The organism is Ovoidimarina sediminis (assembly GCF_032586175.1).
Classification (GTDB): domain Bacteria; phylum Pseudomonadota; class Alphaproteobacteria; order Rhodobacterales; family Rhodobacteraceae; genus Ovoidimarina; species Ovoidimarina sediminis.
In genome coordinates this window covers 23,670-47,018 of sequence record NZ_JAWHTE010000034.1, presented here as the reverse complement: position 1 = coordinate 47,018, position 23,349 = coordinate 23,670, and the positions used below count along the sequence as shown (strand labels likewise).

The window sequence follows — 23,349 nt, the reverse complement described above, 5'->3', positions numbered from 1 at the left end:
GCTGGAACCACAACGAGCCAGGGCCTCCGTTACAGATCAAGCCACCCTGTCCCAAATCATCTGACGACGGACACATCTGTCCATCTTGCAATGAGATTGGCACTTGCTGCCGAACGCATGCGCTCACTCAGGAGATCGGGGCGCTCCAGGAAGAGCATACGGATTGCGAGTTGGTGCAAGCGGTCATCCTCGAAGCCGTCCAACAGGGTGAAGCGTGCTTCCCAGGTCCCGCAGGACTGAAACCTCGAGAGATGGTCTTTGTCCGCCGGGCTGTAAAATCCATCATAGATGCGGTTCTCGACCTTAATCTCTTCGTCTGGCCCCGGTGGCGGGTATGTCTCGGCGTAGTGCTGCGCCATGGCGCGCCCCATGCGATCCTGCAGATCGACATTCGAAGACACATAAGCCGCACGATCGGCAATCATCGGATCTGCATCGTTGAGCGCAAATACTGCGGGCGTTGCGTTGGTCTTCACCGGTTTCACCACTTTCGGTGACTGCCCGATCAGTTGGACCAGATCCTCATCGGATGCCGCTGCGAGGTCTCGCGGGTCGACGCGCGCAAGGTCGAGAACAATTCCCCGACTGGCATAGTTCGCGTCGAAACCGCAGCCCACACCAATCACCGATCTTGGGGGGCCACCGAAGCGCTCGATGAGTTGCACCGGATGACACGAACGAAGCAGATCATGAACGTGCTGCTTGTCCCGGTTCTGAAGAAACTGCGCGTAGATTGCGGGTGCCCTGGAGCGAACCTGATCCAGCAAGTGAATGGTCGCCCAAACATCCCCGAGGGCATCATGCGCGATATGGTCCTCGAAGCCATTTGCAGCAGCGAGATCCTCAAGCTTGAAGCTCAGTCGCCCATCCCCGTTGAGTGGCCATGTGAAGCACTCGGGCTTCAAGACATGGACTGCATACATGATCGGCAGGACATCGAGCCGCGTGTTCCCATCGAACTGCATGGCGTAGATCTGCGGTTGCAACGTCTGGAAGAACGACTGCCGCATCATTGGATCATCGAAGCGCAGCGAGTTGAAGCCCGTCCAGGTTGAGGGTGACCACCGTTCAATGATCCCCCGTATCTCACCCATCATCTCAAACCAGTTGGGCAGCGCGGGATCCGTTATCTGATCCAGTGACACACCGGTGACAGCAAGAGCACCCGGAGAGGGGAGAACGTGCGGCGACAAGCGACAGCGCAGATTGACCGTCTCGAGAACATTGAAGTCATCATCTGTATGGATGGCCGCAAACTGCAGGGGATGGTCGAAGGCTGCAGAGCGTCCGGTTGTTTCGAGATCGTAGAATGCGAATGGCATCAGATGATCTTTGACTTGCCCTTGTCAGTAAGCAGCTACGCTAATGTAAGGGTGATCTCTCACTATAGATAAGTCTAGAGTATTGACCTCTTCATACTTGGAGAGCCTAGCTCTAGCCACGGCAATAGGAGGCTCTAGCTGGTCACAGAGATCGAGAAACGGTGCTTCAGAGACGACGGCACTGATCTGTAAGATAGGAGGGGAGGGGGATCGCCCTTCTTTTTCGCCTCAACTTGCTCGGCTCCGCCTCGCTGCGTTTCGGCAAACAGTTTTGGAAATCAAAGCTCTTGCCCCAGAGGGGCAACACACTTTAACTTCCAAAACTGTTTGCCGTCTCTTTTGACTTGCTGGCAAAGCTTCGCAATTTCCGTTCGAAAACGGCTTGCCTTTGGACGAGAACTCTGGAGGCCTCCCCGAAGCGTCGCACCAGGGCCAGTCGCGCACTTTTCAGAGTTCGAAAAACTCCCGATACACTACGAAATCTTCATAGTTCTGCGGGAGATTCAACTGCTTGGTGATGTAGGATTGAACCCTGTTGTTTTCAACCGGCTGAACGTCAACGGTTCCGCTCGGCACGATCATCCGCCACGTAGTTTCCAAGATAGCATCAAAGCCGAAGGGAAATTCGCGTTCTTCAAATTCGCTGAACTGCTCGGGAAGTATTTGAACCAAGAGATGCCAGTGCGGGTTTGACTCTTGCTTCTCCGGGATTGCCAGCCAGTTCAGACGCTCGTCAGTCTTCTTTCGCCAACGCTTTCCAAGAAGCCGTCGGTTAACTCTAGCATCCCAGGCCTTCAGCTTCTGCCGCATGCGCTCCTTTCCCACCATGGGCTCGTTGAAAGCCAGTGTCACAAAGTGGGTAAAATGCTTGTCGCTTAGCCAGGCACGGATTTCATCACGGGCTCGTGTGGCGAAGATCTTGTCTTGAGCGGAGGGCATGTTCGTCATACCAGCTTTTAATAATCATGATTTGCGAGATTTTAAGAGCAGGCCTGCAGGAAGTTCTGTAAGGCAGACCTTCCGCTCCAAATCTCGTCATTGCGCGCGGTCGTAGCCGAAACGGTGACGACCGCTCCACGGCAAGATCTGAAACCGTCAATCCGCAGCCAGACGGGCAAGCTCAAAGAGGTTCTCGAGCGTCATTTCAAGCGCCCCCTCGATCCGGATGCAGCCATCGAGATTGGCGATCCGATACATGGCAACGAGTTGCTCTTCGTCGGGATCGAGTGGAAGCCCAAGAACCTCAGTCAGCACTTCGTGCACCTCGGGGTGATATTCGAGAAGCGCGCATTCCAGGAACGCCGTCTGATCAATCTCGAGAACCTGTGCCAAGGCCGGAATGCGTGTCAGGGGAACCTTTGTCTGTCCATTCTTCAACATCGAGAGCACGTTGGGCTTGGGAAATCCGACACGCCGCGCGATCTCTGTCTGGGTTAGCGGGGAGCTTTCGATTGCCTCGCTGAGCATGCGGGCCGTTGGAGACGTCAGCATGATTGCCATCCTTTCACTGAGAAGCTGATGCTCTGTGATAGGAGGCACTTCGATGTCCTGCTGAGGAGCAAAGGTATTGACGGTCAGGCTGCGTCTCGCCGTCTTCCAGTTATGAGCCAGTCAGGTTGCAGGAAGTCCTAGGTGGCACTGGCAAGGCTTATGGAGGACTGTCGGGCGTGGCGCGCTGAAATCGCGGCATCCTTATAGTAGCGCACCCGAGGCGGGCGATCCGCGGGTTCGGGCGCAAATGGCCGCTTTCGACGTATGCAGACATTCCCCATATCGCGCTCGACGTCTGAGATGCGGACGACGCCGTTCACTGCAGGGCGGTAAGCGAAGCTCTGATGCACCATCGCTTGGTGAGCGACTCGACGATACATATGTAGAATGATTTAACGGTTGCTAAGCGCGCACCGCCGATCTTCGCGACCGAACACAGCTTTGGGAAAGCCCGTCGTCTCATGCTAGCTTTGCCCAAAAGGGGAGAACCATTATGGCACTCGACAAGCCGGAAGACACACAATTCGTTCGCTTCTGGAACGAGGTGCTTGAGCCGAAGTTCACCAAATACCGTCACATTCTTCAGGGCGGCTTGTCCCGTCACTCGGCGGCGATCATCCCGAACCTTCCGATCGAGAAGGGTATGGCCGTGCTCGATGTTGGATGCGGTTGGGGCGACATGTCATTGCAGGTGGCTGAGATGGTTGGCGAAAAGGGACGTGTTGTCGGCATTGACTGTGTAGATGCCTTCCTTGACGAGGCGCGCAAGGATGCCGAGTCGCATGGCTTTTCCAATGTGGAGTTCCGGAGAGGCGATGCCGAGATTGCGCTGCCGGAAAACGAGTTCGACTACGTGGTCGCGCGGTTTGGCACCATGTTCTTCACAAATCCGGTCGCGGCCTTGCGGCGCATGCGCCTGGCACTGAAGCCCGGCGGGCAAATGACACACATCGTCTGGCGCCGTCGGGAGGAGAACCCGGCTTGGCAAGCTGCGAAGGACATTGCCCTGAAGCACCTGCCGCCTCCCGGTGAGGATGCCGACACCTGCGGGCCCGGCCCCTTTTCGATGGGCAACCAGGAAACGGTGGGCGCGATGATGAAGAGCGCAGGCTACGAAGACGTGAGTTTCACGCGCGTCGACGAAAAGATCATGGTCGGCACAACACCCGAGGAGTGCATCGCGTTCGCTTTGGCCATCGGACCCGCGGGAGAGGTCTTCCGAGAGGCGGGGGAAGAACTTGCGGAAGCAAAGCGGCCGGAGATCGAGGCGGATATGAAGGCATTCTTCGAAAGTCACGAGCGGGACGAGATCGGCATCTGGGTGCCGACCTCTTCTTGGGTAATAACCGCTCGCAATGCGGGCTGATACAGCGCTTCAAGGTTGAAGTGTTGCGACCACCCTATGAATCCGCCGGGTAAGGCCGCCACAAGCTGAGATGATGTCAGGTGTGGCGGCTGGCGCATAGTAAGCTGATCGGCCTATTCAGGAACGGTTTCCCCGGACCCTCCGAACTCGGAGGGGAAATCCTTCATCTTGGGCAGCCCGTCCTTCATGGGAAGAACCGTTTCGGCATAGTTGACGTGGATGCCCGGCGTGAAGGGAACGCTCGGGATGGTGGCGGCATAGACATCCGTCAGGCCAAGCCCCGGATGCCCCGCCATCAGGTGCCCGCCGCACTTGTCGCACCATTTCCGGTCGCTGTTCTCGGTCTTGTTGAACTGCCGGACATGCTCCTCGCCCTTCACGATCCTGACATTCTCAGGCGGCCAGAGGGTGAAGGCGTTCACCGGGCCTGCGGACCAGCTTCGGCAACTCGCGCAATGACAATAGCCCATCCCCGCGGGCTCCCCGGTCACTTCGATCTCGACGGCGCCGCAAAAGCACTGTCCCGTGTGTGTATTCGACATTCTTGTCCCCTATTTCTTCTGATGGATGCAGACTACCACGTCACATCTCCAAACACGCAACCGGCAATTCAACTCGCCGAAAGCGCGCTGATCAAGAGTCCGCAATGGGCTGATTGTGTTGAAGAAGTCGGCTCGAAGCAGACATCCGACGAGATTGATCAGGTTCTGAGAGCCCAGGACTGCTGACCGTCTGCTTCGCGGCGAAGCGGTCACCCAATCCCTGTCTTTTCATCTTGGCGCTTGCGACTGCGCGAACCTATCGGAGGCGGCTTGACTGCGGGGAGCCAAGCCCACGATGAGGTGGAGCAGACACATCCAGGTCGCCACGTTATAATCTTCGTCTATGGAAAAGAGGGAAAAAGACTGCTTACTTCGCTTGCTGCGAGCGGAGCTAACGGCTGTCCATCAGCAGTTCATACACATGCTTGCCCTTCGGCAATGGCAGCGCGGCGAAATCCTTGAACGAATCACGGCCATTGATGCCGTCGACTTCAAGAATGTCATGCACATCATTGATCATCTTGCTGCACACCAAGTGTCGGCATCTCTGCCGTCCCACCAGATTTGGCCGGGGCATGATGTTGCATCGATTCTGAGTTCGGAGCTTCGAATGGAGCAGCACATGGCCTCGGTAATCGACGAGCTTGATTTTGTGGGTGGGGAGACAAGGCCCTTCATTGATCGGGCCGCGGGCGCGCGGGGTGAATATCGGAACTGGTTGGAGATCGAAATAAGAAGGCATGAGCCGGTTACCTGCGATGACAAGACGTCGAAGGCCGTGGCGGCGCTTCTTGCTGAACTGATCGCATTGGTCGAGCAGTCAATGATGTGCGCATTCATGCTGTGGCATTCAGGGCGAAAGATCGAAGCCGACAACGCCTGGAGATTAAGCGGTGCGTCCATGCTGTATGGCACAGCCCTTATCAAGCGAGCCGCGTACGACGGGTGGATGCCAGCTCCATCAGTTAGCCCTGAGGTTCTAATGCCCTATACTCCCGAGGAAGCCTTCGGCTTGGACATGATCTTAGTGCGGCGATGTGCCGAGATGGGACAAGAAGCTGCCAAAAAGAGCGGTGACGATGCTATCAGCCGAATATGTCTCCGGATATCCGAGGACTGTGACCTGATGCTGGATATGCAGGCCGATGGAGAGTTTCCGGCAGTATTCGGCAGAAGTCCCGTATTTGAGAGCTTCGCTGCAACTTTGGAAAAACACCTCTAACGCGCTTGCAAGCAACTGAGCCGACAGTTGCAGACATTGATCGAAAGATGTCCGCTTCGGGCTGATTGTGTTGAAAAAGTCGGTGTCCTGCCTCAAAGGGTCGAATTGGCAGAACTTCTTCCCGCAAAGGCGCACTCTCGCAAACCACGTTTGCTAAATGGCGCAGTGTAAGGACAAAATTCTAGAATTTTGACGCGATTTTCGGCTTGCGGAGATTTTCAACAGTATCGGCTCTTCCCGGTCATCTGAAGGATTTGGTCGGATGACCGCTGCCGCGAGTTGAGCGGTCATCCGGGGCCGTCAAAACGCGGTTTTCGGCTGGAATGACAGCTTTTACCGATAGCAGACCTTCTCCAGATCAAACCCTATCTCCGAGAGGCGGATAGGCGAACACGTGACAGAAAAAACAGATGCCCACCCTAAGTCCGAAGCAGATCAAGAAAATTTGGCATCCGGCAGCCGACCAAGATCTATCGGGGGATTTGCGCCTGATATGGTATTCTTCTGAGATCGCTTACTTGGACCGGGAAGGATAGGCCGATGAATTGGGAGGTCCTCACCGCGATATCCGGGGTGATCGCGTCTGCCGCAGTTGTGATCTCGGTGGTCTATCTGGCGAAGCAGATTCAGACCAACACAATCGCGACCCATTCTCAAACGCACTTCGCAACAACAACCGCGCTTGCAGAGACAGCCGCCAACATCGCATCAAACAATGATTTGAGTGAAGTCTGGCGGAAAGGTCTATCCGCGCCTGGAGAGCTGGATAATGATGAGTTCTTTCGTTTCGCTCTCCTTGGAACGAGTGTCTTCCGGAACTTTGAAACACTTTATTTTCAGCATCGGACCGGTTTGGTCAGCGAGGAGTTCTGGGAGGGTCACCAGGAAAACATTCTTTGGTTCTTTCACCGGCCCGGCATTCAGATGTGGTGGAAGGAAAAGCGGTTGGGTTTCGGAAAAGACTTTCGTGAGTTTCTCGAGACTTCTTCCCAAGCCGACGTCAAGTCTCCGAACATTCGCCGAGTGTAAGGCGTGCATCGTCAAACCTTATGGAGGGCTATGGTAAAGTTAGATTGAAACGTCGAGCCACCATGATGAAAAAGCCAAAAGCAGGCTTTATTGTCTTCGCCGCCCTGTTCGGACTTACATCGGCCTGCGCTCCGACCCAACAGCATGGTGATTGGTGGGGTCATGGCCCGATGGGGCCTGGCCATATGCAGCCCGACGGCATGCACGGCTGGGGTTGGGGGCACATGGGTCAAGGCCAACAGCAAAGGATGCAGCGACACTGGACCTACATGAACGAGGGAGTGCCTGCGGCCTATCGAGGGGTCAGAAGCCCCTTTCGAGCAACGACGGAGGTGATTGCCGAAGGAAACGCACTCTACTCTGACAATTGTTCCAGATGCCATGGCGGGGAAGGTTTAGGAGACGGTGAGGCAGGACGCTCTCTTGTTCCTTCTCCTGCCTTGCTTAGATGGTTTTCCCAAATGCCATTGTCTGGAGATGAATATCTTCTCTGGACCATTTCCGAGGGAGGCCGCCGATTTGGGACCAACATGCCGGCGTTCAAGGGTGATCTGACCGAAGAAGACATTTGGAAGATCATCACTTACATGCGCGCGGGTTTTCCTTAATCTATCCCAGTTTAATGACCGGCTTATGCACCCGCGGCTAGAAGCCAGCTTCCCCATCCGATCAATACTACGCCAAGGGTTCGGCTCAGTTGACGTCCGAACGGTAGGGTCTTCTCGGCAAGAACCACCAGCGTCAGAACAGCCACCCAGGGAAGATTCATAATACCAAGGGCAAACAGCAAGACCATCAGCATCCAGCAGCAGCCTAGGCAATAGATCCCGTGATGCATGCCCATCATGACCGCACCAGATGTGTGCTCTCGCCAATGCGCAGTCAGGAAACCAAGCGGGGAGCGGCAATGCTCCAGACACGCATCTTTTAACGGTGTCCACTGGAAGGCTCCTGCTATGATCAGAAGCATGCCCCCGAATGCGGGCGCGACTTTACCCATCATCGAAGTCAAGGCTTCACCAGTGTGAAGCCACCAGTTCAGGATCGTTGCAGCCAGTGAAAAACCAATCCAGACGAGCAGATACCCGGCCAAGAAACACAGGGTCGGAGCGAACGCTCTGCCGGTCGCTTCGCGCCTAGCGCGCACTCGTTCGTAGATCATGACCGCGGGTGTGACCGAAGGGAGCATCATTGCGAACATCATCACGGCCCACATGACGAACATGTAAATGAAGTCCGTGACCGACCACTTCATCATCATGGGCCTGGCCATGGCGCCGCCCATCGACGTCGAGGACATCCTCAGGCCAAGATGAACTATGTAGGCCCACGAGATGCCCGCAAGAACAATGATCGAGCAGGCCACCAGGATGCGATCCCGCTTCCCAACCGCAGTCACTGACATCAAAGCGCCTGCGCGACAAACTGTGTCAGCCGGCCCAAGAGACTTGCCCGACGACGCCGGAGCGACCTTGCCAGTTCACTGGCATCTCGTCATCGTTCCAGACGGTGCCATCACTGGGCGCCAAGTCGCCTTCATGTGCATCATGGCCGAACGCGACACTGAACGCCGCATTCTTCAGGCTCATCTTTTTCCCCAGATCGTTTACCAGACGCCGGGTCTTCAGCTCACCAATGCCGGCCACTTTGGCAGAGACTTCACCATCGGCCTCGCTCACACTAATGGCGACACGCCTCGTCGGTAACCAGGAGGAAAGCAAGCTTGAAGGAACTTCCATGCCGCCGCCGGAGGCCCCTTGCAGGATAGTCTCAAGGGCAGATGCTTGTTCATCACTAGCGCCTTCGTCGATGTAGACGCGACCGGTCCCATCTGCGTCGAACAGCGTCGGACCGGGAAAATGCAGAGAGACGATTGCATTCTGACCGGCAAGGTCGACGCCCTCGTAACTTCCTTCGCGCACGCGCAGAAGAAGCGATGTGGCACAGTAACCCTGATCCATAAGCATCAGGTCGGCCTGACCAAACCAACATGGACAGAGCATGTTGCAGCTGCATGTCTCGACGAGCTCACCTGATAAACTCCATGTCATAGCGTCGTCCCCCCTTTTTGAGCCATTGGGATAATGGAAGTGTAACACAGCCAACCATCAGTTTCCTAATCCGGGGGATCGATTGGACTAATAGAGGGGCCGGCTCAACGAACGCTGGGAGCCGTCGTCTGCATCTGCGGGGATCAGAGGGGCAACACTTCCGCATCGGGATCGACGCCGTCATTTGAGTATTTCAGTCTGGTGACTGCTATGTCGCGGCAACCGTTCATCCGGAATCGGCGAAACGCGCTTTTCAGTGAGAACGACAACTTCCACCGGGATAGGACGCTACTGGCCTTCTGCCATACAACCCACTGACGTCGCGCCGGGCTTACGTCAATGCTGCCGTATCCGTTCCCGAAAGTGTGGTATGTTGAAAATTGGCCGGCGACGAGCAGCCTTTCGCTGACCGTGAAGCAACAAGATGTTTCGGCATGCATTTCTTGACCAGCGACGGTGTCGATCTCTACTACCGGCTCGATGGTGAAGGTCCACCATTGCTGATGCTGAGCGGCATATGGAGCGATACCACAACCTGGAACGCGCAGGTCCGAGCATTTGCTGAACACTATACCTGCATACGTCTTGATCACCGGGGCATCGGTCAATCTGAGAAATGGGTTGGAGAATATAGCTACGAACAGCACGCCCGGGATGTAAAAGAGTTGCTCGATCAGCTGGGACTTAAGCATGTCCCAATTTTGGGGGTTTGCCATGGCGGCATGGCTGCTGTGACGTTGGCTATGACCTATCCCGGCTACGCGGGAGCCCTTTGCATCAATGCAACACAGCTACTGAAGTCCGAGAGATTGACACAGACATACATCGGTTGGAAGCGGATCTTGGAGACCTCCGATTTCGAAACGCTCTACACTGCGATCTTGCCAACGGTCATGTCGGAGCATTGGCTTGAACAGAACCGACACCGCCTTCCTGCACTGCTTGAAAGCATAGAGAAACGGATTGAACCCGCTGCAGCCTTAAAGATGGTCGAAGCGCTTGTCGGTTATGCTTCAGTGGGTTTCCAGCCCTCAAAGTTTGCATCGATTAGTGTTCCGGCTCTGATCATGGCTGGTGGCGAGGACATGTTCATCGCACCACACGTTATCTTCGAGGAAAGTCGGCTATGGCCGAACGGAACCTACCACCTCTTCAAAGGCTCTGGACACTTTCCGCAGCGAGAGAAGCCGGATGAATACAATGCCGCAATTCTCCGCTACCTCAAGAATATCGCAGACATAAACCAACAGATTTGAGGTTCTGCTCTGGGCCGATTGTCTTGGAAAACTCCACTTGAGTGGACCTTTGATCGTTCCGGGCTCCGAGCAACCCTTCGCCGCAGGGTGCCAGAACCTCTAGGTGGATAAAACCGCCATTTGCTCAAAGAAGCTCATCTGGGCTAGCAATTATCCAGATCGTGCAAACCGAAAGGATTTTGGGGTGCCTAAAGGATATTTGGTTGTCTGCTACACCGGTCCAGCATCTGAAGAGAATCTGGCTGCCTATGCGACCGACGCCCGGCGAGCAATGGAAGCGTTGGGAGGGCGGTTCATTGCAAGAGGCTTGCCGGTAAAGACGTTCGAAGCTGGTAAGTATGAGCGCTCGATTGTCATCGAGTTTGAGAGCACAGATGCGGCGATACGCGCCTACGAACACCCAAGTTATCAAGCAATCTTACCCCGCCTTGGAGTAATGCGCGACATGCGAGTCATTGAAGGCGACGAGCCCACTTAGGAGATCTGTCTTTGTGATTGGTTGCGGTCAGCTTCGAAATCGGGGCGGTCTTACGCTACACCGGACCCGTTATGGCTCTGCGGACTGCAGCGACCTCTCGTTCGCTATCGGCGGGTAAGCTACTTCGGTTTGAAGCACACGATCTGAACCGGGTGGGTTCTGCGCTCTTCAATGTTACGCGCGGCATTTCGAACAATCTGCGGGGCCTGCTTTCCAAGAAGGATGTGAGTTCCGAATACCGGTGCGTCACCGTCTTCCACGAGCTTGATGACAGCCTTGTAGCCCTGCAGGTATTTCTCGCCGGTATCCGTGACGTCGATATCTCTGAAGCCGGCATTTCTTAGCAATGCAACGGTATCCTCCGGGCGCATCAAGTAGGCTCCGCTACCATCTTCCGACCAGGGAACCGGGTGATGCGGGTCGCCAACTTCGCCAAGCCCATGTTCGGTCAGCGCGAAGAACGCGCCGGGCTTCAAGACGCGGAAGCTCTCGGCAAAGAAGACGTTTCGATCGGGCACGTTCATTGTGACGTGCTGCGTATACCCACCGTCGAACTCTTCGTCGTCATAGGGCAGTTTCTGCCCATCGCCGTGTCGAAACTTCACCTCATCTTCCATTCCGACGAGCGCGGTTAGCTTGTTGGCCGCATCGACGAACGGGGCCGTTATGTCTATGCCCTCGACGTGACACTGAAAGCGCTTTGCAAGATACCGCGCGGGACCACCGATCCCACAACCGATGTCGACAAGCCGATCCCCGTCTTTGATCGGTAATGCATCGGCAAGTTCCACGGTGGCGGGAAAGCCGCGTGCATGAAAATGATCCACGGGAGCGAGCTGTTCGATGGTAACAGAGCCGGGATCGATCCCTGCCAACTTCATTGCTTCCAGGATTCGGGAGTAAACATCTCCCTTGCCCCAATGATCTGAAATGGCCTGTGCGTCCGTCATGTAAACCCCGGTTGATTACAGCTCATTACCACAGTTTCGATGGTTTTCAGCAGGCTGTTTCCCTTTGTCTGCACTGGGCTGATTGTGTTGAAAGACTCCACTTGAGTGGTCCTTTGACCGTTTCGGGTTCCGAGCAACCCTGCGCCGCAGAGTGCTTTAGCATCTGCTAAGCGGCCGAAGCACTCACAAGGAGTATGATCCGTTCAACACAGACATTTTCGCGCAATTTGTGGTATCGTGACTGAAGCCGGGCACGCACATTTGCAGGCTCGGACAGAAGAAACTTTCCTCGAGGCGGGTTAGCCCGGCATCCCTATCGTCAGATGGAGCCAATAATGGCTTAACTCACGGAAGGGAGTTCCCATGTCATCTCCAAAATACATGATGGTCACAGTCGCGAAGTGCGCGCCACAGCAATACGGCAAAGCGATCGAATACCTTGAGGGCTTGGCAAATGATCTCAAAAGCGGCGCCGGCGCTGCGACGACACGACATGGGATCATCGCAACCGGAGAGCATACCGGTCAGCTGATCCTCTTCCAAACATACGCAGAGATGAATGGGATTGATCGGGCCTTTGGTGTTTACGAAACATCGACCGCATACAGGGGCCTCATTCACGACGTCGAGGTATCGGTCACACTGCGCAATATCATGCGGATTGAGGACTTGGGGCTTCAGAGCCCGTCTGGCGGCGTGCCTGCCTACGGCGTAGTGACGCGAGCCATCTCTGCTGAGCTGGAGATGGAGAGAATGCGTGCCGTAGTTCCGCATTTCGAGAACAACGGGGCAATGATCTTCCGCTACTGCACGATCCTGACCGGGCCTGCAGCCGGCCACCGCCTGTTAGTCGTAGGCTACCCGTCGATGGACTCGGTGGAGAAGACTTATGACACGCTCAGGGGAAGCGCCGAATACGACGCCATCCTTGAGACTCACGAGATTGAGTGGCGAAACATCATTCGGGTTACCGGATGATGGAACCGGCCCGCTGATGGTGGCGCTTTCTGTCGAAGGATCTCCGGCTTCGAAGTCGCGGTTTAGCATCAATAATGAGCCGTGCGATGCCCGTTGCGGGCTCGGGCTATGATGCTGAAGTTAGACAAGATCAATATGCTGGGGCGCGAAGAGCGTCCCAGCATTTCACGCTCTCAATCCTGAGTTTTGTCAGCCCTCAGCGTGCTCACACGTCACGTTTGGGTTGAACGGCATCAGGTCACCCATCGGATTCTCTCTGAACAACCAGACGTGTTGGTCGTAATGCGGCATGAAGCCGTGGGCCTCGTCACCCTCCGTGGCGGGATCGTCCGCCATATGGTCCCATGTGCGACCGTTCAGCGTTGGAGCCTCCCCCATGCCTGCAGCTTCCCATGCAGCTTCAAAGACAAGGTTCTCGACTGCAACGAGTTCCATCGAGCCGTCAGCTTTCGGCTCGTATATAAGGATCGCTGGATGCGACCAGTCGGTATATGTCGACTCGCCGTTCACACGCGGTTCAGTCTCAGTGATCTTCAGCATTGCCGGGTGAATGTAGTGGATCCCCATTGCACCGAGTTCCGCGGGTAATCCCTCACCTGCGGCTGAAACACAGTGGTTGTCAGGCGTGATGTAACCTTCCGCCAGTGCTACGTTGATATCCTTGTATTTCTCCACGCTGGCGCGAAGCGCATCGAGGTCGACCTCGTCGGCCAAGACAGTCAATGGTGCGCAGGTGGCAAGCACGGCCAGAATTGAGGTTCTGTTCATCCTATCCCTCCAGGTTTTGGGCGTTCGCGCGCACATGGCCCGCGTCCGCGCACCTAGTATAGCACGGCATTGAGCCAACGGTTGTTTTGCTGTCCGTGTCCCCGCGGTTTTCGATAAGCTCAGTGTGCGGCATAGATGCGGCCGTCCGGCTGCTGAGGACCTGGATCGGGGGAGGGTTATGTCAGAACGATTGATCATCACCATCGCACTGCTGCTTGCTCCCATGATTGCCGCTGCCGAAAGTGAGAAGCCTCTGGGGTGGGAAGACGTAAGCGCAATCTTTGTGGAGCGATGCGTAATGTGTCATTCAGCCGTCGCGGGTGCCTCGAAGGGGCTTCGACTGGATAACTATGCTGCGGCGCTTGCTGGTGGCGAGACGGGTGCAGTTCTCGTATCAGGTGACGTAGCCGGCAGCGAACTCATCCGACGCCTACGAGGCCAAAGCACCCCTCGTATGCCGTTCCTCAGCCGCCCTCTGCCCGAGGATCAGATTGCGCTGATCGAACGCTGGATAGAGGCCGGTCTTCCGGAAATGGGTGGGGAAAGGTAACATCATCGGAGCGCGGGCGAGCCCATCTTTCCACCTTCTAAGCAGTAGAACACGAATGACCGCTCCGGGCTCGGCGTGGTCATCTTATGGTTTCAGTCAAGTGGCTGCTGTGCGGTGCCAACCACTCAACTGCGGCCGTCGAAATGCGGTTTTGGCAGGGAAGGTCAGCTGCTGCCGGGGGTAGACTTCGTCAGAATGGGCTGGCTGTCCCAGATGAGAGGCATTGGAAAACATGCGCTTAAGCCTCTTCTGCTGACGTTGAGGTAAGCCAAAGCAAATATGCAGTGCTTGATGGCAAAAAACCGTTGCCGGAACAGTAAACTATGTAGGGATCCGCGAAGAGCACATCTGGTAAAGGCGATCTTAACAAATGTGATTTTGTGACCGGGTTCACGCTGCAGAGGCGTTTTGCCCCATTAATTCCCTGAGAATTGTCTGAAGCCGTCGTCAAGGAACCATCGAGCTTTGCAATAAGGGTATCGTGACTTGGTTTTGTTTGTGTAGCGAGTATGCCCTGGCCTTTGTGTCCCTGAAGACTGGTGCAGTTTGATAGTAACGTTCGCGCCACGGCGATGAAGTTTGTGGCCTTAGTCGGTGATTGGAGTGAAAATGCCTGGAGTCAACGAGTTGATGCAGGAGCTTACGGCATGCGAGAAGATGTGGCTTCTTGCCGGTGAGCTACTGCGTGACGAAGGTATCGAAGAAGTGACGGCCCAGCATCTCGCTGAATTGCTGGGCCAAACGCTTTCCTGTGTTGCCATCCACGATACTCTTTGCCCGCTTGATCAGAAGAGTGTTGCCAGTGTTCTCGAACGTGCAACGTCTACCGCGTCACAGCTGCACGCCGAATTCGTCAACGAAGTCCTAAAGCACAAGTAATCAATCGTATCTCGTCAAGTTCTAGCAGCCTCAAAAAGGCTAGGCGCGGCACCTATTGGCGCCCATAGCGCAAAGAGTAGGTTACTTCCCCCTACTCTGATCTTCAGGGCAGGTAGACGCTGCGCACATACATGGGCACCACGATCACCGCCACTATCCTTTCGCTGCCATCAAACATGTTCGCCAATTCTGGAATGCTGGACTCGAGAGACATGCTGCCTGACAAGGGTTTCCCCGCAGGCTCACTCATCGCCAAATCCACAAGCTGGTCGAAGCGATAGATCCGGTGAAAATCTGGTTTCGTGTTGGAATATGGTAGCGCTTCTCCTGCTCCCCATGAGAGTGGGCCGCTCTCGTAGTCGATCGAGAATACCATCTCGCCGCCGTCTCGATTTATGGTCCAGGTTTCACTCCGTTTCGGAGCGTTGCTCCCGACGCTCTCTATCGAGGCACTGCGGGCAATGTCCGCGTGGGCTGCGTTTTCGTAGGGATCATATCCATCAACGCCCGCGTAGAGTCGTGTCACATACGTTCGAACTTCATCGGAGTCGTTCTTCTTTGCGAGGTTAGCGAACGCAACTCCGCGAAAAGTAGACGGATCGGAGGGCTTGCCGTCGGCGCCCGTCGCCAGATAGCGGTCTACAAAGACAAGTAGGGTATTTGCCCCGGCCAGCGCACCTCCGGGAAACGGTATCGCAGACCAACCTTCTGGAATCTGTGATTGAACCGACTCTTGGTTTACCTCAAGTGCAACCACAATGCGGCTGTCGTTATTGGAACCATACAGAGTTTCCGCCTGAGCAGCATGGGCGAAGAACACAGCAACGATTGCAAATGAAAGCACCCGGCAGAACAGGTCAGATGGACGAGGTTTCATATCTATCCCCCTTGGTGTGAGCGTGCTTCTTCCACTGAAAAGGAGAGCACACGTCATCTTTTTGAATGATGGAAGGATAGCAGAAATTCGTTCTCAGGTCTTGCGCTGTGCTGGGAGGAGCCTCGTAGCTCTCACTGGCGGACTTTTCAAATAGCTCGAGGGCGTCCGCTTCGAGGCCAGGGCAGACGCTCCACGATTTCGCCCTGATGTTTACTGCGCGGACCTAGCTGACATGCTGCCTGCTTGCCCTAAGCCTCACCTGATGCAAACTTGAACGCGGAGGAGGGATGTCTGCCTCATCGCTGGATGTCTTGGCAGCCGGACCTGCTCGGTGCCATGCTTTGGGAGGAGCGTGCATGACATCCAACACACCAGGTTCCACACCACCGGACGATCTGAAACCAGCGGGCAGGGCCGCACCTGTGGTTAACAGGGTGACCGCGGATGATATAACCGTGTCACTAAAGGCCGGGTTTGCCGACTTTCTCGCTCGCCCCTTAATGAGCGGCTTCTTCGGCCTCTTCTACGCGGTTTTCGGGCTCCTATTCGTTTGGTGCTTGGTCTGGCTCGACAAGATATGGATGGTAATTCCCGCCGCCGTCGGCTTCCCATTGATAGCGCCTTTCGCCGCTGCCGGGCTTTATGAAATGTCTCGGAGGTTGCAGAAGAAAGAGAATTTTGGCTGGTCTGAAATCCTCACCGTCATGGCCAATCAACGCAAGCGCGAGATGGGCTGGATGGCCTTTGTCACCCTGTTTATCTTGTGGGTATGGTTTTACCAGTTTCGGACGGTTTTGGTGATCATACTTCAGGATTCATCCTTCTCGGACTTGGACGGATTCTTGAACACCGTATTCTTCACACCACAGGGCTGGACGTTCCTTGCAGTTGGCTCCTGCGTAGGCGCATTTCTGTCGGCTGTTCTATTCACGGTTACCGTCGTCGCCATGCCCATGCTGCTCGACCGCGAGGATACCGATTTTGTTTCCGCCATGCTGACCTCCGTCCGCGTTGTGAGGGAAAATCCAGTGATCATGTTCTCTTGGGCGGCGATCATTTCGGTCACCATTGTGTTATCGCTGCTTCCTGCGTTTCTAGGGTTGATTTTCACTCTGCCGATCCTTGGCCATACCACATGGCACCTCTATCAGCGGGCTGTTATCTCGGAGGAAGGGTGGTCGATTCAGTCATCACCTTGATTAATTGCATTTTGGCATCGTCGGTGTCCGTCATATGGGACTTATTTTCAGATGACGGCCCTGGCCTGTTAACTAGCCATTGGCAGTGTTCGAGTCGCGGGTTCGATCACGAACGACCGCTCCTACTAACAGGGGAAATTCCACAGATCAGCCTCGATGTCCGAGGCTCGTTCTGAAACTCAATGAAGGAGAAGACCATACGATGAGTGTTTGACGCACGAAGTGGAAACTGTGCGATGAATAGTGTGCTGATTTTGCTTTAAAAAGTGGTGCCCGGGGGCGGAATCGAACCACCGACACGAGGATTTTCAATCCATCCTGCGGGAGATGTTGTAAGACTGTTTTCGAAACACAAATGTAAAAAATATTCATACCTTCGAGCGTCCACTTAATGCTTCAAGCACCTTCAATGCCTATCTTAAGCTCCCACCTGGTCGAAGCCGCTCATATTAAATCTAACTTCCTAGCCAAGGCGGTTGCCTCTCCTCTGGAAGACGCATTGAGCCGCGCCAAGATAGCAGAGACATGATGATCGACAGTCTTCGGTGAAATGAACAGCGTTTCGCCAATCTGACTGTTGGTCAATCCCTCGCCCAGAAGCCGAAGCACGTCAATTTGGCGCTTGGTCAGACCGTATGGCCCGGACGACGGAGGGCGGCCCCGCTTAATGCTGCCGGATTTGTTGCTTCTTTCTCTCAACTTTCTGAGCGCCGGAGTTGCTCCTAGATCCTTGAAGATGGATATCGATTGAATGCGCTGTTCAGTAGTGCCGAATGCAAGGGCCATGGCTTCTTCGTATCTAGCGCCACGATCGCGCCATGCCTTAGCAGCTCCATTAAGATTTCCCGATAATTCTAGGCGGTATGGCTCGGAAAATTGCGAGAGGTCATCTGGCGCAATTTCGGCTCCCAAGCGTCTTAGCCACACGCAGGTTCCTCCGATCTTCTCAAAACCCTGCGTGTTGGATGTAACCATTTGCAGGCGCCCGATTGCCTCAGGAATAGCTTCGCCAGTCAGCCACGCATGCTCTGCCTTGATTTCTGCCAGGAATCCAATCCGCTGCTGCTCTGCGTCAGGGCGGTCGTATAGATTGAGATACTCAACGACGTTGGGATCAGGATCCACTCCTGTCCGAACCTGGTGCATGTATAGCGCGATTGCACCATTGAAGTTGTAGTTCTCGGGCACCCGGTCATCAGGGTCGAACACCCTACTCGCAACTGAAATCACCTCATCCCAGTAACCAAGCTGATGCTTTGCCCTGGCGACCATGCCGACTGCATATCTGTAGTAGGCTTCCATCTCTTGTGCGCGGCTGAATTCCGCGCTTTCTTCCGCGCGCTCAAGGGCCTCCCGAAAGTCACAGGTGTGAAACTCTAGGTGCATCCAGTTACCGAGGGCACGCGCGGTATGGTCTGGGTCGTCGAGTGTCCTGCTGATCTCCAAGCTTTCCGATAAAAGTTTCCTGCCGTGTGACTTGTCCCAATGAGTATAGGCCATCCCGATGTTGTTCAGAGCATGGGCTATAATGTCTGGCCGATCAAACTCCTGAGCTAATTCGATTGCGAGGCGCGCGGGCTCTTCGACCTCTTCGTGCCGGTATCCCGTCATTAGAAGTTGGGAGTAAGACGAATATGCTTGGGCCAACTCTGGTCCACGGCTATCGGAAAGCATTGATATCGCCTCCTTGATCGCCGTGAATGCTCCTTGGTAATCGCTCCTGATCCAGCGGTAGCGGGACAGCTTTCGGAGTGCGTCACCCTTTCGAATAGGGTCGTTAGTCGCGTCGATCAGTCGAATGGCCCGCTCCTGATAGCCCGCCGCACGCGAGTGTTCCCCCGCCGTGTAGCTTGACCACGCAGCATCTTCCAGGAGATCCGGCTCGCTGTCATCGCCCGCAGCATCGACCGACAGGGCATAGAAGGCTGACGCTTCCCGGCGCGAGCCAACCGCCGCGGCAGCCTCGGCAGCCCTAGGCGCTATGTCTGCGACTGCGGCATGATCATGGGCACCTTCCGCATGATGCAGGAGCCGCGAGAGACCTACTGTGCCATCCCCCCTGAGTTGCTCAAGGAAGTGACGATGTAGCGCGCGCTTTTTCAATGCCGATAGTGATGAAGCCACGGCTTCTCTGGCGATCTCGTGCTGAAAATAAAGGTTGTCTCCGTCAGTGAGCAAAATACCAGCGTTGAGACAGTTCTCAATTTCCTCGTCCATCTCAAGTTGGCGACCCAAAACGGTTTTCAATAGTGTAATTTCTGCCCGCCGTGGAATGACTGAGACAGCCTCGAGCAGGGTTCTACTGTCCGGCCCTAACCGATCCACCCGGGCAAGAACGGCATCGCGTATGCTTGGCGGGAGACTGTCGTCTTCATTTCGTAAGAGCTCAGTGACGAAAAATGCATTTCCACCGCTTGCACTGAGGATGCTGTCGGGATCTCGAGCCATGCCTTTGCATAATTCGGCGACGGCACCGGCAGACAAAGGGGACAAACTAATCCGCAGTAGCGCATCGATCGGAAGGTCACCAAACGCCCTGCGGATCTTCTGTCGGTTGCTTGCCTGCTCAGCACGGGAACTGACGATCAGTAACAGGTGTCTGTCAGTGATGCGCCTGGCGACAAAGCGGACGAAATCCACTGTAGCATCATCCGCCCAGTGAAAGTCTTCAATTGCCACGATCGTTCCAGTTTTCTGATCAGAACAGGCCGCCAGAATTTTCGCATAGACAGCGACGTGATTTTGAGCGTTTGAAAGCTCTTCTGAGAGGAATGGCGCGGCCTCTTGAAGTAGGTCATGCAGCGGTCCTAGCGGCTCTGCCACGCTAAGGTCTTCGCAAGCCCCTTGCAGCACGCGAACCTCATCTTCGATCCTGGATAAAAAGTTCCGAACGAGGCTGGTCTTCCCGATACCAGCCTCGCCGCTTACCAAAACAACTCTGCCCCTGCCGTTAGTGGCCTCACAAAGCGCCCCTGCCAGCTCGCCAAGTTCTTTTTCCCTATCAAGTAGTTTCATACAGGCCTTACTCCTTGGGAGAGATTAGCGCCTTGCGAATTTTATAGGGAACAAAAATGGGGGTATCAAAGGGGATAAATTAGGGAAGTCTCCCGACGCGAGCATCGGCACGGTGTGTGAAATTGCCTTTGTATCGGCCACGCGCCCACCGCAAATGGAGAAAACACCATGCAAATCTTACGAAAGTTCCGCGCCGCAATCCGCAAGGACCCCTTCGCAGAGGTATCTGAGGTCAATCGCATCCTAAAGCGGGGACCGCATGACTACCCAGCAGGGGTCCGGCACACCAGTAGCTCGCCGCGCATGATGGGCGGTTGGTAGGGAGCTGGGCAGCGTTCTGATGTTGCAGGCGTGGACTACTGAAAATCGAGCATCTGCTTGGGCTAGACTCGGTAAAATGGCGACTTTGCTCACCTTCTCGTAGCAGTTGCCGAAGGTCACGCCGGCATCAGATCCTGCTCCAGCCTCTCGAACATCGACAAATCCTCCTCGGGGTTCTCAAAGGGGTGACCGTAGCCTCGATAGACCCGCGCTAGTGTCCCGTTCCAGTGCACTCGGCGAGAAAGCGATCAATTTCAGACTTTATTTGAGGCCAACAGGGATCGTTCTCTGACGGTATGTGGCTGGGACTTTCGTAGCTTACGAACCGAGCCGATGGGAGAAGAGAAGCCATAAGCCTTCCTTGCTCAGCCGGATGCATCCGGTCTTGGTCGCAGTGCAACACAAGGCATGGCGTTTCTACATGCGGTAGAACATCGGTCACGTCGATTTCGTCAAGGACGCTTCTGTAGCGACTGATGATTTCAGGCGTAACCATCTTAAGCATCGCCTCCGCGAATTGGCGACGATCTTCTACGCTAGCCAGCGGCACAATCATGTCAGCCATCATGTCGCGTAGCGAAGGATAGTCGTCGTCCCAGCCCACTTTCATCATGGCCTGGACCGCGCTTGCTCGGTCGCGATCTTTTTGCTCGGGTCGTTTGGCTCGACCTAATGCAAATCCTCCGACCATGACAATTCCTGAGACTCTTTCCGGGTAACGTGCGGCAAACGCCGAGGCCACTGCGCAACCCTGAGACATTCCCAGGATAGGCGCCCTATCGACGCCTGCAGCATCAAACACGGCCCTCAGGTCTTCAACGAGCTGGTCAAAACTCATCTCCGGAATCTCTCGGTCGGAGAGACCGTTCCCACGCGCATCAAAACGAATGAAGCTGTATGCCTTTGAGAAGTTCTTTATGAAATGGGCAAGGTGGGGGAGCCGCATATCCAAGTCTAGGCGACTTATCCACGCCGGTGCCCTTACCAAGGGAGGACCCTTGCCGGTCAAGGTCCATGCGAGATTGACGCCGTCTTCGCTCTTGGTGAAGCGAACATCGTCACTCCCGATAGCCTCTGTTGTCGACGCTTGTCCATCTGGTTTAGGGACGACCGAGAAGACCTGTAGAGGCTCCTCAATATTCTTGAAGCGACGTATTCCTTCATTGTGAAGAATCAAAGGAAGACCGCTTCCAGCGAGATCAGCGACTAGCTTTGAAATGAGAACTCCACCCTCTGGAGCCGCTGCCTCCAGCCTCGCGGCAATATTTACGCTTTCTCCAAAGATGTCGGCACCTGATACCGTCACATCGCCAGCGTGAATACCCATTCTCAAAGCCAAACGTTCTGGGTGATTGTATGGCGGAGGATCCGAACCCATAAGGTCTTGGATTTCCGAAGCACAGAGGACCGCGTTTCTTGCTGAGGTGAACTCAACAATCGCTCCATCCCCCATTAGTTTGACGACACGTCCACCATAGGCTTTCACCTTAGGCTTGATGGTTGAGCGGAATAGCTCATCAAGCGCTTTGAGCAGGCTAGCCGAACCCTTCTGCATTAGGGCGCTGTATCCGACAATGTCCATTGCCAAAATGCTTGAGAGCCTATGTTCTACCATGTTTCCTCGAAGTCCCTGAACATCCTGAAGATCGAACCTCTATTTCAAAAAACTGCATCAGGTTTTCATGGCCGCGAACAATTGAACCGGCTCTGATACGCCTTTCAGACGCTTGTGACCGCGCTCTGCAAATCTAAGGTCGGAACCGGCGGCCAAGTCGCGCACTGTTCTCGAAACTATGCACTGACTAGCCTCCGCTTCGCCCATCACCCGCGCCGCAATGTGAACTGCCAACCCCGAAACATCGTCGCGGCTCGTTTGAATTTCACCGATATGCACGCCGGTTCGGATTTCAAATCCCAGTTCAATTGCTCTTTCGATGAGCGCCTGCGCAGCGTAGACAGCGCGCGCTGGACCATCGAATGTCGCAAGATAGCCGTCACCCAACGATTTAACCTTTACCCCGCGGAAGCGCGCCAGCTCTGCATCGACCAGGTTTTCGTAGCGTTGCATAAGATGGCTCCAGGCCCCGTCACCAATGCGCGTCGCAAGCTCGGTCGATCCAACAATGTCAGTGAACAACACCGTGGCCAGCGTTCTATCGATTGAGGGAGCCGGCTTGGTGCCGGTCAAGAACTCTTCTATGCGATCAGCGATCATCTCCAAATCATCACCGACCCACGGCAAGTGATCATCGCCTGGCAGTTCTAGCAATTCGGCGTTTGGGATCAGCCGCGCCAATTCCCGGCCGCCTTCAATATTTACGATCATGTCTCTCCTACGGTGTATGACTAGTGTAGGCGACTGAACGGCGGGCAGGATATCCGCGATGCTGATCTGCCGATTCAGGTTCATTAGAACAACAGCCGCACCTGGGCTTGCGCCGGCGCGTTCGCGGCGCGCCCACCATCCTTGATAATCAGCATCGCCCGCCATTGAAGGCGCGTATCGCAGGTATCCTGAGCCGGTGCCCCAGAAGTCACGAACATACCCAAGGAATGCATCAAAGGCGCTCTGGTCCTCAATCCATTGTTCAAAGCGTGCCAGCGACCCATGAAGAACAAGTGCGCGGCATCGATCGGGATGTGACGCTGCAAACAGTGCTGCCAGAGTTCCACCTTCAGATAGGCCGAATAGGGCTGCATCTTCGATACCGGCATGGTCCATCACTGCGCGTATATCGTCCATGCGCTCGTCCATGCCCGGCATCCCCTTGCCACGGTCAGATAGGCCGGTGCCGCGCTTGTCGAACATCACGACAGTTGCGTATTCGCCAAATCGCTCCAGCCAAGCAACAGAACTGGGATGATCCCAACAGCAGTCCAGGTTCGAAATCCAACCCGGAACGATGACGAGATTAAGCTTGCCACGACCAAACTTCTGATATGCGACGTGGACATCTCCCGATTTTGCGTATCGTGTTGGTTGCGCCTTCATCCCCAATTCAGCCCTCCGGCATTTCATAAGTGTTGGCTCAGAGGTTGGGACACTTGATGCCGG

General features: G+C 55.2%; 23 protein-coding genes. 11 read left to right on the top strand and 12 right to left on the bottom strand.

Annotation, left to right across the window (positions count from 1 at the left end; genetic code table 11):
- Window positions 1-56: 56 nt before the first annotated feature.
- The 3 genes from RXV90_RS23685 to RXV90_RS23675 all read right to left on the bottom strand — a co-directional run bounded on the left by RXV90_RS23685 (window position 57) and on the right by RXV90_RS23675 (window position 2,813).
- Entirely contained in the window at window positions 57-1,322 is a 1,266-nt protein-coding gene (locus RXV90_RS23685) for an exonuclease domain-containing protein (protein WP_316652507.1), read from the bottom strand.
- A gap of 447 nt (window positions 1,323-1,769) precedes the next feature.
- Complete coding sequence (locus RXV90_RS23680) at window positions 1,770-2,270, bottom strand: rolling circle replication-associated protein (protein ID WP_316652505.1); 501 nt, start codon at window positions 2,268-2,270, stop codon at window positions 1,770-1,772.
- Window positions 2,271-2,417: 147 nt separating this feature from the next.
- Entirely contained in the window at window positions 2,418-2,813 is a 396-nt protein-coding gene (locus RXV90_RS23675) for a helix-turn-helix domain-containing protein (RefSeq protein ID WP_316652503.1), read from the bottom strand.
- A 493-nt stretch (window positions 2,814-3,306) separates the two neighbouring features.
- Here RXV90_RS23675 and RXV90_RS23670 point away from each other — a divergent pair, with 493 nt between their 5' ends.
- Window positions 3,307-4,179: a class I SAM-dependent methyltransferase gene (locus tag RXV90_RS23670; protein ID WP_316652501.1), complete on the top strand. Its 873-nt coding sequence runs from the start codon at window positions 3,307-3,309 to the stop codon at window positions 4,177-4,179.
- A 113-nt stretch (window positions 4,180-4,292) separates the two neighbouring features.
- Here RXV90_RS23670 and RXV90_RS23665 read toward each other — a convergent pair whose 3' ends face one another.
- Window positions 4,293-4,721 carry a GFA family protein gene (locus RXV90_RS23665; RefSeq protein WP_316652499.1) on the bottom strand — a complete coding sequence of 143 codons (429 nt, stop codon included), beginning with the start codon at window positions 4,719-4,721 and terminating at the stop codon, window positions 4,293-4,295.
- A gap of 21 nt (window positions 4,722-4,742) precedes the next feature.
- Here RXV90_RS23665 and RXV90_RS23660 point away from each other — a divergent pair, with 21 nt between their 5' ends.
- From RXV90_RS23660 to RXV90_RS23645, 4 genes are all read left to right on the top strand, one after another.
- The gene (locus RXV90_RS23660) at window positions 4,743-4,907 is read left to right on the top strand and encodes a hypothetical protein (protein ID WP_316652498.1); all 165 of its coding nucleotides are present in this window, start codon (window positions 4,743-4,745) and stop codon (window positions 4,905-4,907) included.
- A 157-nt stretch (window positions 4,908-5,064) separates the two neighbouring features.
- Entirely contained in the window at window positions 5,065-5,943 is an 879-nt protein-coding gene (locus RXV90_RS23655; protein WP_316652496.1) for a hypothetical protein, read from the top strand.
- A 540-nt stretch (window positions 5,944-6,483) separates the two neighbouring features.
- Window positions 6,484-6,972 carry a hypothetical protein gene (locus RXV90_RS23650; protein WP_316652494.1) on the top strand — a complete coding sequence of 163 codons (489 nt, stop codon included), beginning with the start codon at window positions 6,484-6,486 and terminating at the stop codon, window positions 6,970-6,972.
- Window positions 6,973-7,034: 62 nt separating this feature from the next.
- A complete protein-coding gene (locus RXV90_RS23645) occupies window positions 7,035-7,580 on the top strand; it encodes a c-type cytochrome (protein ID WP_316652492.1) in 546 nt (181 codons plus the stop codon).
- A gap of 23 nt (window positions 7,581-7,603) precedes the next feature.
- Here RXV90_RS23645 and RXV90_RS23640 read toward each other — a convergent pair whose 3' ends face one another.
- Together RXV90_RS23640 and RXV90_RS23635 are read right to left on the bottom strand one after the other, a co-directional pair.
- The gene (locus tag RXV90_RS23640; RefSeq protein WP_316652489.1) at window positions 7,604-8,377 is read right to left on the bottom strand and encodes a DUF2182 domain-containing protein; all 774 of its coding nucleotides are present in this window, start codon (window positions 8,375-8,377) and stop codon (window positions 7,604-7,606) included.
- Window positions 8,378-8,402: 25 nt separating this feature from the next.
- Window positions 8,403-9,023: a DUF1326 domain-containing protein gene (locus RXV90_RS23635; protein WP_316652487.1), complete on the bottom strand. Its 621-nt coding sequence runs from the start codon at window positions 9,021-9,023 to the stop codon at window positions 8,403-8,405.
- Between the two features lie 434 nt (window positions 9,024-9,457).
- Between RXV90_RS23635 and RXV90_RS23630 the strand changes: the two genes are divergently transcribed.
- Both RXV90_RS23630 and RXV90_RS23625 read left to right on the top strand, forming a co-directional pair.
- A complete protein-coding gene (locus tag RXV90_RS23630) occupies window positions 9,458-10,279 on the top strand; it encodes an alpha/beta fold hydrolase (RefSeq protein WP_316652486.1) in 822 nt (273 codons plus the stop codon).
- Window positions 10,280-10,382: 103 nt separating this feature from the next.
- A complete protein-coding gene (locus RXV90_RS23625; RefSeq protein WP_316652484.1) occupies window positions 10,383-10,757 on the top strand; it encodes a DUF1330 domain-containing protein in 375 nt (124 codons plus the stop codon).
- A 119-nt stretch (window positions 10,758-10,876) separates the two neighbouring features.
- Here the strand turns inward: RXV90_RS23625 and RXV90_RS23620 are convergent, their stop codons facing one another.
- Complete coding sequence (locus RXV90_RS23620) at window positions 10,877-11,707, bottom strand: class I SAM-dependent methyltransferase (RefSeq protein WP_316652482.1); 831 nt, start codon at window positions 11,705-11,707, stop codon at window positions 10,877-10,879.
- 363 nt (window positions 11,708-12,070) lie between these two features.
- Between RXV90_RS23620 and RXV90_RS23615 the strand changes: the two genes are divergently transcribed.
- On the top strand, window positions 12,071-12,685 hold the full coding sequence (locus RXV90_RS23615) for a DUF6854 domain-containing protein (protein WP_316652479.1): 615 nt from the start codon (window positions 12,071-12,073) through the stop codon (window positions 12,683-12,685).
- A 189-nt stretch (window positions 12,686-12,874) separates the two neighbouring features.
- Here RXV90_RS23615 and RXV90_RS23610 read toward each other — a convergent pair whose 3' ends face one another.
- Window positions 12,875-13,453: a hypothetical protein gene (locus RXV90_RS23610; RefSeq protein WP_316652478.1), complete on the bottom strand. Its 579-nt coding sequence runs from the start codon at window positions 13,451-13,453 to the stop codon at window positions 12,875-12,877.
- A gap of 178 nt (window positions 13,454-13,631) precedes the next feature.
- On the opposite strand from RXV90_RS23610, the gene RXV90_RS23605 reads away from it, so the two are divergent.
- Both RXV90_RS23605 and RXV90_RS23600 read left to right on the top strand, forming a co-directional pair.
- Window positions 13,632-14,003 carry a c-type cytochrome domain-containing protein gene (locus tag RXV90_RS23605; protein ID WP_316652476.1) on the top strand — a complete coding sequence of 124 codons (372 nt, stop codon included), beginning with the start codon at window positions 13,632-13,634 and terminating at the stop codon, window positions 14,001-14,003.
- Window positions 14,004-14,612: 609 nt separating this feature from the next.
- Window positions 14,613-14,882: a hypothetical protein gene (locus tag RXV90_RS23600; protein WP_316652474.1), complete on the top strand. Its 270-nt coding sequence runs from the start codon at window positions 14,613-14,615 to the stop codon at window positions 14,880-14,882.
- A 103-nt stretch (window positions 14,883-14,985) separates the two neighbouring features.
- On the opposite strand, the gene RXV90_RS23595 is transcribed toward RXV90_RS23600, so the two are convergent.
- The gene (locus tag RXV90_RS23595; protein WP_316652472.1) at window positions 14,986-15,759 is read right to left on the bottom strand and encodes a hypothetical protein; all 774 of its coding nucleotides are present in this window, start codon (window positions 15,757-15,759) and stop codon (window positions 14,986-14,988) included.
- A gap of 356 nt (window positions 15,760-16,115) precedes the next feature.
- On the opposite strand from RXV90_RS23595, the gene RXV90_RS23590 reads away from it, so the two are divergent.
- Window positions 16,116-16,958, top strand: a complete 843-nt coding sequence (locus RXV90_RS23590) for a DUF2189 domain-containing protein (protein ID WP_316652470.1) — start codon at window positions 16,116-16,118, stop codon at window positions 16,956-16,958.
- A 444-nt stretch (window positions 16,959-17,402) separates the two neighbouring features.
- On the opposite strand, the gene RXV90_RS23585 is transcribed toward RXV90_RS23590, so the two are convergent.
- The 3 genes from RXV90_RS23585 to RXV90_RS23575 all read right to left on the bottom strand — a co-directional run bounded on the left by RXV90_RS23585 (window position 17,403) and on the right by RXV90_RS23575 (window position 23,286).
- Window positions 17,403-19,973 carry a helix-turn-helix transcriptional regulator gene (locus RXV90_RS23585; protein ID WP_316652468.1) on the bottom strand — a complete coding sequence of 857 codons (2,571 nt, stop codon included), beginning with the start codon at window positions 19,971-19,973 and terminating at the stop codon, window positions 17,403-17,405.
- A 532-nt stretch (window positions 19,974-20,505) separates the two neighbouring features.
- A complete protein-coding gene (locus RXV90_RS23580; protein WP_316652466.1) occupies window positions 20,506-21,909 on the bottom strand; it encodes an alpha/beta fold hydrolase in 1,404 nt (467 codons plus the stop codon).
- A gap of 57 nt (window positions 21,910-21,966) precedes the next feature.
- Window positions 21,967-23,286, bottom strand: coding sequence for an adenylate/guanylate cyclase domain-containing protein (locus tag RXV90_RS23575; protein WP_316652464.1), 1,320 nt, complete (start codon window positions 23,284-23,286; stop codon window positions 21,967-21,969).
- Between the last annotated feature and the right edge of the window lie 63 nt (window positions 23,287-23,349).

Bases quoted from the DNA above. Each gene is read 5' to 3' on its own strand.
- RXV90_RS23685 (WP_316652507.1), bottom strand. From the start codon at position 1,322: ATGCCATTCGCATTCTACGATCTCGAAACAACCGGACGCTCTGCAGCC.
- RXV90_RS23680 (WP_316652505.1), bottom strand. From the start codon at position 2,270: ATGACGAACATGCCCTCCGCTCAAGACAAGATCTTCGCCACACGAGCC.
- RXV90_RS23675 (WP_316652503.1), bottom strand. From the start codon at position 2,813: ATGCTGACGTCTCCAACGGCCCGCATGCTCAGCGAGGCAATCGAAAGC.
- RXV90_RS23670 (WP_316652501.1), top strand. From the start codon at position 3,307: ATGGCACTCGACAAGCCGGAAGACACACAATTCGTTCGCTTCTGGAAC.
- RXV90_RS23665 (WP_316652499.1), bottom strand. From the start codon at position 4,721: ATGTCGAATACACACACGGGACAGTGCTTTTGCGGCGCCGTCGAGATC.
- RXV90_RS23660 (WP_316652498.1), top strand. From the start codon at position 4,743: ATGGATGCAGACTACCACGTCACATCTCCAAACACGCAACCGGCAATT.
- RXV90_RS23655 (WP_316652496.1), top strand. From the start codon at position 5,065: ATGGAAAAGAGGGAAAAAGACTGCTTACTTCGCTTGCTGCGAGCGGAG.
- RXV90_RS23650 (WP_316652494.1), top strand. From the start codon at position 6,484: ATGAATTGGGAGGTCCTCACCGCGATATCCGGGGTGATCGCGTCTGCC.
- RXV90_RS23645 (WP_316652492.1), top strand. From the start codon at position 7,035: ATGATGAAAAAGCCAAAAGCAGGCTTTATTGTCTTCGCCGCCCTGTTC.
- RXV90_RS23640 (WP_316652489.1), bottom strand. From the start codon at position 8,377: ATGTCAGTGACTGCGGTTGGGAAGCGGGATCGCATCCTGGTGGCCTGC.
- RXV90_RS23635 (WP_316652487.1), bottom strand. From the start codon at position 9,023: ATGACATGGAGTTTATCAGGTGAGCTCGTCGAGACATGCAGCTGCAAC.
- RXV90_RS23630 (WP_316652486.1), top strand. From the start codon at position 9,458: ATGCATTTCTTGACCAGCGACGGTGTCGATCTCTACTACCGGCTCGAT.
- RXV90_RS23620 (WP_316652482.1), bottom strand. From the start codon at position 11,707: ATGACGGACGCACAGGCCATTTCAGATCATTGGGGCAAGGGAGATGTT.
- RXV90_RS23615 (WP_316652479.1), top strand. From the start codon at position 12,071: ATGTCATCTCCAAAATACATGATGGTCACAGTCGCGAAGTGCGCGCCA.
- RXV90_RS23610 (WP_316652478.1), bottom strand. From the start codon at position 13,453: ATGAACAGAACCTCAATTCTGGCCGTGCTTGCCACCTGCGCACCATTG.
- RXV90_RS23605 (WP_316652476.1), top strand. From the start codon at position 13,632: ATGTCAGAACGATTGATCATCACCATCGCACTGCTGCTTGCTCCCATG.
- RXV90_RS23600 (WP_316652474.1), top strand. From the start codon at position 14,613: ATGCCTGGAGTCAACGAGTTGATGCAGGAGCTTACGGCATGCGAGAAG.
- RXV90_RS23595 (WP_316652472.1), bottom strand. From the start codon at position 15,759: ATGAAACCTCGTCCATCTGACCTGTTCTGCCGGGTGCTTTCATTTGCA.
- RXV90_RS23590 (WP_316652470.1), top strand. From the start codon at position 16,116: ATGACATCCAACACACCAGGTTCCACACCACCGGACGATCTGAAACCA.
- RXV90_RS23585 (WP_316652468.1), bottom strand. From the start codon at position 19,973: ATGAAACTACTTGATAGGGAAAAAGAACTTGGCGAGCTGGCAGGGGCG.
- RXV90_RS23580 (WP_316652466.1), bottom strand. From the start codon at position 21,909: ATGGTAGAACATAGGCTCTCAAGCATTTTGGCAATGGACATTGTCGGA.
- RXV90_RS23575 (WP_316652464.1), bottom strand. From the start codon at position 23,286: ATGAAGGCGCAACCAACACGATACGCAAAATCGGGAGATGTCCACGTC.